Source organism: Streptomyces noursei (assembly GCF_001646665.1).
Classification (GTDB): domain Bacteria; phylum Actinomycetota; class Actinomycetes; order Streptomycetales; family Streptomycetaceae; genus Streptomyces; species Streptomyces lavendulocolor.
Genome location: NZ_LWBU01000270.1, coordinates 87,410 through 92,698, shown reverse-complemented (window position 1 = coordinate 92,698; position 5,289 = coordinate 87,410). Strand labels below are relative to the sequence as shown.

At 74.5% G+C, this 5,289-nt stretch carries 4 protein-coding genes; all 4 read right to left on the bottom strand.

Annotated features, from left to right (window positions below):
* Positions 1-182: 182 nt before the first annotated feature.
* The 4 genes from A4V12_RS18635 to A4V12_RS18620 all read right to left on the bottom strand — a co-directional run bounded on the left by A4V12_RS18635 (position 183) and on the right by A4V12_RS18620 (position 5,147).
* Positions 183-446, bottom strand: a complete 264-nt coding sequence (locus A4V12_RS18635; RefSeq protein WP_064070481.1) for a hypothetical protein — start codon at positions 444-446, stop codon at positions 183-185.
* 168 nt (positions 447-614) lie between these two features.
* A complete protein-coding gene (locus tag A4V12_RS18630; protein WP_064070497.1) occupies positions 615-1,115 on the bottom strand; it encodes a hypothetical protein in 501 nt (166 codons plus the stop codon).
* 766 nt (positions 1,116-1,881) lie between these two features.
* A complete protein-coding gene (locus A4V12_RS18625; RefSeq protein WP_064070496.1) occupies positions 1,882-3,297 on the bottom strand; it encodes an aldehyde dehydrogenase family protein in 1,416 nt (471 codons plus the stop codon).
* A 71-nt stretch (positions 3,298-3,368) separates the two neighbouring features.
* Entirely contained in the window at positions 3,369-5,147 is a 1,779-nt protein-coding gene (locus A4V12_RS18620; protein ID WP_064070480.1) for an asparagine synthase, read from the bottom strand.
* Positions 5,148-5,289: the final 142 nt, after the last annotated feature.

The window sequence follows — 5,289 nt, the reverse complement described above, 5'->3', positions numbered from 1 at the left end:
TCCGCAAAGTCTCGCCTGGCCCGCGGCGCCCTGCACGCGCTCCCCCAGAGGGGGGACCCCCAGCGGCGTTGTCGTCGGTCACCATGGCTCCGCCATGGCTCCCTCCTCCGCCTTGCGATCGCACGCACCGGACACCGCGACCCCCGCCCTCCGGGCGGACGCCGATACTTTGCGGACACTCCCTAGCAGTTCTCGCTGATCACGTCCTCCAGCGTGGAGAGTGACGCCCGCTCCTCCTCGATCTTCTTCTCGACGACTTCCCGCGCTTGCACGAGCGCACGGATCTCCAGCTCGTTCTCCGGATCGGGCTGCGACTCCAGCTCGGCGATCCTGCTCGAGAGCTCCCGCACATGCGCCTCGGCGGCCTCGATGCTCCCCCTGAGCTCCTGGGCGATGCGCCGCATCATCTCGCAGCCGGACTCCCGGGTCTCCGGTGGTGGGTTCACGTGGGCACTCCTCCGTCATGGCGACCGCTTCTCGGCGCGCCGCGCGGCCAGTATCGACGTGCCTACCCGACCCGCACCCGAGGAAGTACCCCATCCGGCCCAGGCCCGTGGCGGCCCGCCGCGGCAGGTCCCGCGACGGCGTCGCCACGCGCTACGGCAGCGGGGAGGTCACCACCATTCGGAGCAGCGGACCACGTGATTGGAGTTGAGTGAGCCGCACACCCGGAACTGGTAGGCCGGGTCGGTGCTGGTGCGTTTGAACGGGGTCGTCAGGCTCTGCCCGATGCGCTGCACGGTGAACGGACCGCACTGCAGCCACGGGCGGATCGCGGTGCCGGGAGGGCCTCCCTGGTCCCAGCCGTCCGCCTTCCAGTCCATCCAGACCTTGTCACCGGGGAACGTGGGGCCGCTGATCTTGCCGAAGGCTATCTGCTGTCCCACGTACACCCCCTTCTCCAGGGTGATGACGATGCCGCCGCCCATCTCGATGCGGCGGGGCTTGTGCGTGTCGCCGGAGGCGTCGTCGGGGTGGTCGCGGAACCCGCGGGCACCGCCCGTGCAGTCGGACGCGGCGGCCTGGGCCGGCCCGGCGGTACCGGCCACCGTGACGCCGGCCGCCAGGGCGCAGACCGCCGTGAGGGACGCGAGCAAGGAACGGAGTGGACGCATGCCGATCATGACCTTTCCGATGGTCGACGGAAATGAAGGAAATGACGGAAATCGCGGAAACGGATGACGGTGATGTCGATGTCGCTGGCGCTAGTGAGGGCGCTGGTGATGAGCGAGGTGATGACGGCAGCGACGGCGGGCCGCCGGGGACGGAAGGACCCGTCCGGCATCCGGAGCGACGCAGCTGGCTCGACCACCGCGTACGCGGTCGACGGCGCGAGCGGTCTACGCCGCGGAGGCAGCTCTGACCGCAGTGGTGACGGGGGCCGTGGACGCGGTCGTACGCACCCGCGAACGCACCCCGCCGGTCGCGGCGGACGTTGCCGCCCGCTCCGCACGGTCGCCCGCGGCCTGCCCCGTGAGGCAGGCGCGCGAGCGGGCCGCCGACTCCTGCGCGCCGTGATCGACCCCGTTCGGCACGGTGACGCAGTGCGCCGCGCCCCCGTGCCGCTCCGTGGCCGTCGCGACGGGCGCGACGACTCCGGGACGACCGGTGGCGGCGAGTGCACCGGCGGGCACCGCACCGCCACGACGGCGATGCGACGATGTGGCGCCGCCGGGCACAGCTCTTCCGGACGCTGTTCCCCAGTACATATGTGGTTTTCCCCCTTGACCGGCGGACCTCAGGTCATCGGCCCACCGGTGACCGATCATGGCGCGCGACCGGTGGGGGCACCATGGGGAGAAGTACGTATCGACAGCGCCACGCACCTGGTGTCCGGCCGGTGCGCCACGGGGCCGGGCGGTCGTCGCGGCCGGCGCCCCGTCACCCCTGGCGGTCTCCCGTGCGGCGCCCGCCGAGCCGGACGGTCACCGTCCTGGGCCGCTGGTACTCCTGCAGCGCGAGGACGCTGAGGTCCGTGCCGTGGCCCGAGGAACCGCGGCCCCCGTGCGGGAGTTCCGCCGTCTGGACCAGATGGCAGTTGACCCACGCCTCGCCGGCGTCGACGCGGGCGGCCAGGTCGAGCCCCGTACCGAGGTCGGTGGTCCAGACACTGGCCGCCAGGGCCTGGGGCACGCTGTTGGCCAGGGCCACGGCGGCGTCCACGCTGTCCGCCCGCTGGACGGTCAGCAGCGGGCCGAAGACCTCCTCCGTGATCGTCGGGTCGTCGTCCGGCAGGTCCGCCAGGAGCCGGGCCGGCCGCCAGTGGCCCGCCTCCTCGCCGGGGCCGGGGGCCAGCGCGCCCACCGCGTCGACCCCGGCGGCCGACGAGGCGACGAGGCGGTCGTAACGGGCCGCCTGGTCCGCGTTGTTCAGGGGGCCGAAGTCCCGCCCCGCGGTCCGGGCGGTCATCGCGGCCGTCAGCCGGCCGACCGTGTCCGCGTAGTTCTCCGTGAGGGTGATGACCCGGGCCGGCGCCGCACAGCTCTGCCCGGCGTTGTACGTCGCCGCTTCCGCCAGCGCCCTGTACGTGTCCGGCGGCGCGTCCGGCAGGACCAGCGCGGGGGCGTTGCCGCCCAGCTCCAGGCTGGTGCGGCGCGTACCCGCCCGCGCCGCCACGTCCCGGCCGGCCGCGCCGCTGCCGGTGAAGGCGACCATGTCCACGGGGGCCTCGACCAGCAGGCGCCCGGTGAGCCGGTCGCCCGGCAGCGACTGCAGGACCCCCGCCCCCAGCGCCTGCGCCGCGTGCCCGGCCAGCAGCGCCAGCGTGTCGGGGGTCGTCTCGGCGGGTTTCGCCACCACCGTGTTGCCGGCCGCCAGCGCGGGCGCGCAGCGCCACGCCGCCATCAGGAGCGGGTAGTTCCACGGCACGATCACCCCGACCACGCCGACCGGCTCCCACCGCACCCAGCTCTCGTGCCCCTCCACCAGACGTCCCGCCGCAGGGGCCGTCCGCGCCCGGGCCGCCGCCGCGTAGAACCGGAACAGATCGGCCACCTGCTCGACCTCGCCCGCGGTCTCCGCCGGCGGCTTGCCGGTTCCCGCCCGTTCGCACGCCCCGTACCGCGCCGCGTTCTCCTCGATCAGCGTCGCCAGCCGGTCCAGTCGGCGCGCCCGGTCCCTGGGGGTCGCTCCGCTCCAGCCAGGCAGGGCCGCCCGCGCGGCTGCCACCGCGGCTTCCACCTCGGGTTCCCGGGAGAGGGGCGAGGTGCCGCGTGCGCGGCCGGTGCGGGGGTCGGTGAGCCGGGTGCGCACGGCACCTCCGGTGGCTCCGCCGAGTGCGGTGCTTCCTGTATCCATGATCGCTTCCTGCCGTCGCTTCCGCTCGTCCTGCCGCGCGCCCCGGGTGGCCGTCCGCCGGCGCGCGTGCCTCACACGTCGTACGACCTCAGCCACAGCTCCAGCGTCAGCACCAGCCACAACTTGCCTCCCTGGCGCGGCAGCAGCGTGCCCTCGCCCCTCATCCAGGTGCGGACGGTGTCCGTGCGGAACAGGCCGCGCTGCCGGGACCGCCGACCGAGCAGCAGGTCGCCCGCGAGCTCGCGCAGCGGCCCCGCCAGCCACTGCTGGACCGGCACCCGCATGCCGCTCTTGGGGCGGTCGACGACCGTGTCCGGCAGGAGGTCGCGCACCGCCTCCTTGAGCACCCACTTCTCCGCCGTGCCGCGGAGTTTGTCCGTGGGCGGGGTCGCGAAGGCATGGTCGACGACCCTCCGGTCGAAGAGCGGGGCCCGGCCCTCGATGCCCTGGGAGGCCGTCAGGCGCTCCACCTTGGTGAGGATGTGGTGGGCACCCTTCGTACGGAGGTTGCAGTGCAGCAGCTGGTTGAGGAGGTGCCCCATGCGGTGCGGGGACCCGGCACCGGGCGTCAGGTACGGCTCCACGAAACGCTCGGGCCGCGGGGCGTCGCGCAGCGCGTCCAGGGTGTCCCGCGTCAGCAGTACGGGAAGGTCCGTCCAGCACTTGCGGTACGAGCGGAGGTACGCCGTCGCACGGTCCTCGTCCCAGGGCGCACCCGGCCGGCGGTGCATCTCCTGCACCAGCATCGGCAGGTTCTTCGGACCGCCGAAGACCGGGTCGCCGCCCTCGCCGTTGAGGACCACCGAGGCGCCGTCCGCGGCCACGGCCTCCGCCATGATCAGGTTCGGCACCGTCAGGGGATCGCCCACCGGGCTGTCCAGGAGCGCCGCCGCCTCGGCGAGACGCGAGGCGACCGTCCGGCCGGAGACGGTGAGGACCCGGTGGCGGGTGTGGCAGTGGGTGGCCACGAGGCCCGAGTACCCCAGCTCGTTGGGGAGGTCGTCGCCGAAGCTGATCGAGTACGTGTGCACCGGGTGTGAGTGCAGCTTCGCCGCGAGCGCGGTGACGAGGGAGCTGTCGACGCCTCCGGAGAGCAGCACCGCCGCGGGCTCCCCCTCCGGGAGCCTGCGTGCCGTCGCGTCCTCCAGCAGCGCCCGCAGCGCCGGCGCGTGGCCCCCCGGGCCCGCCGGCGGGGCGTCGTCGAGCCGCTCCCGGGGCTCCCAGTGCACCGACTCGGCGACCGTACCGTCGCCGGACAGCCGCAGCACCCGCCCGGGGAGCACCTCCCGTACCCCCGTGAGCAGCGTCTCCTCGCCCGGGAGGTACGCGAAGGTGAGGAAGGAGCGGACCGCCGCGAGGTTCATGGACGTGCCCAGAGCCGGCCAGCGGCGCAGCGCCCGCAGCGAGGTCGAGGCGGCCCACGCGCCGTCCGCGCGTGCGTAGAAGAGCGTGCGGGCCCCCACGTGGTCCCGGATGAGGACCAGGTCCCGTCCGTCCGCCACGGCCAGCGCGAACATGCCTTCGGCGAGCGCTACGCCCGCCTCGCCGAGCCGTGCGAAGCAGCGCAGCAGCAGTTCGCCGTCCGGGCAGCCGGCGGGGGCCGGGGCGGCGTCGGCCGACAGCGCGGCGCGGAGTTCCGCCCGGTTGTGGAGGGTGACCTCGCCGACCGCGGTCATGCCGTGGGCCGCGAAGGGGCCCTGGGCGCGGCCCGGTTCGCCGTCGACCAGCCCGAGCGACGCCCCGGGCACGTCGACGGGCGCCCGGTCCGTCGCGACGGTGGCGCCCATCGCCGCGACATGGGCATGGGCCAGCCCGGTGGTCGGGGCGAGGCAGGCGCAGAAGCGTGCCACGGACGGCTCCTTTCCTCGGTGTTACGCGCGTATGTGTGCAGACGGCCGGTGGGGCCCGTCGGGGGAGGTCGGGGCGGGTGGTCACCCCGGCGTGGGGCGGTGCGCCGGCGGGGGGTGCGGTCCCGCCGGTGGAGTGCGGGGC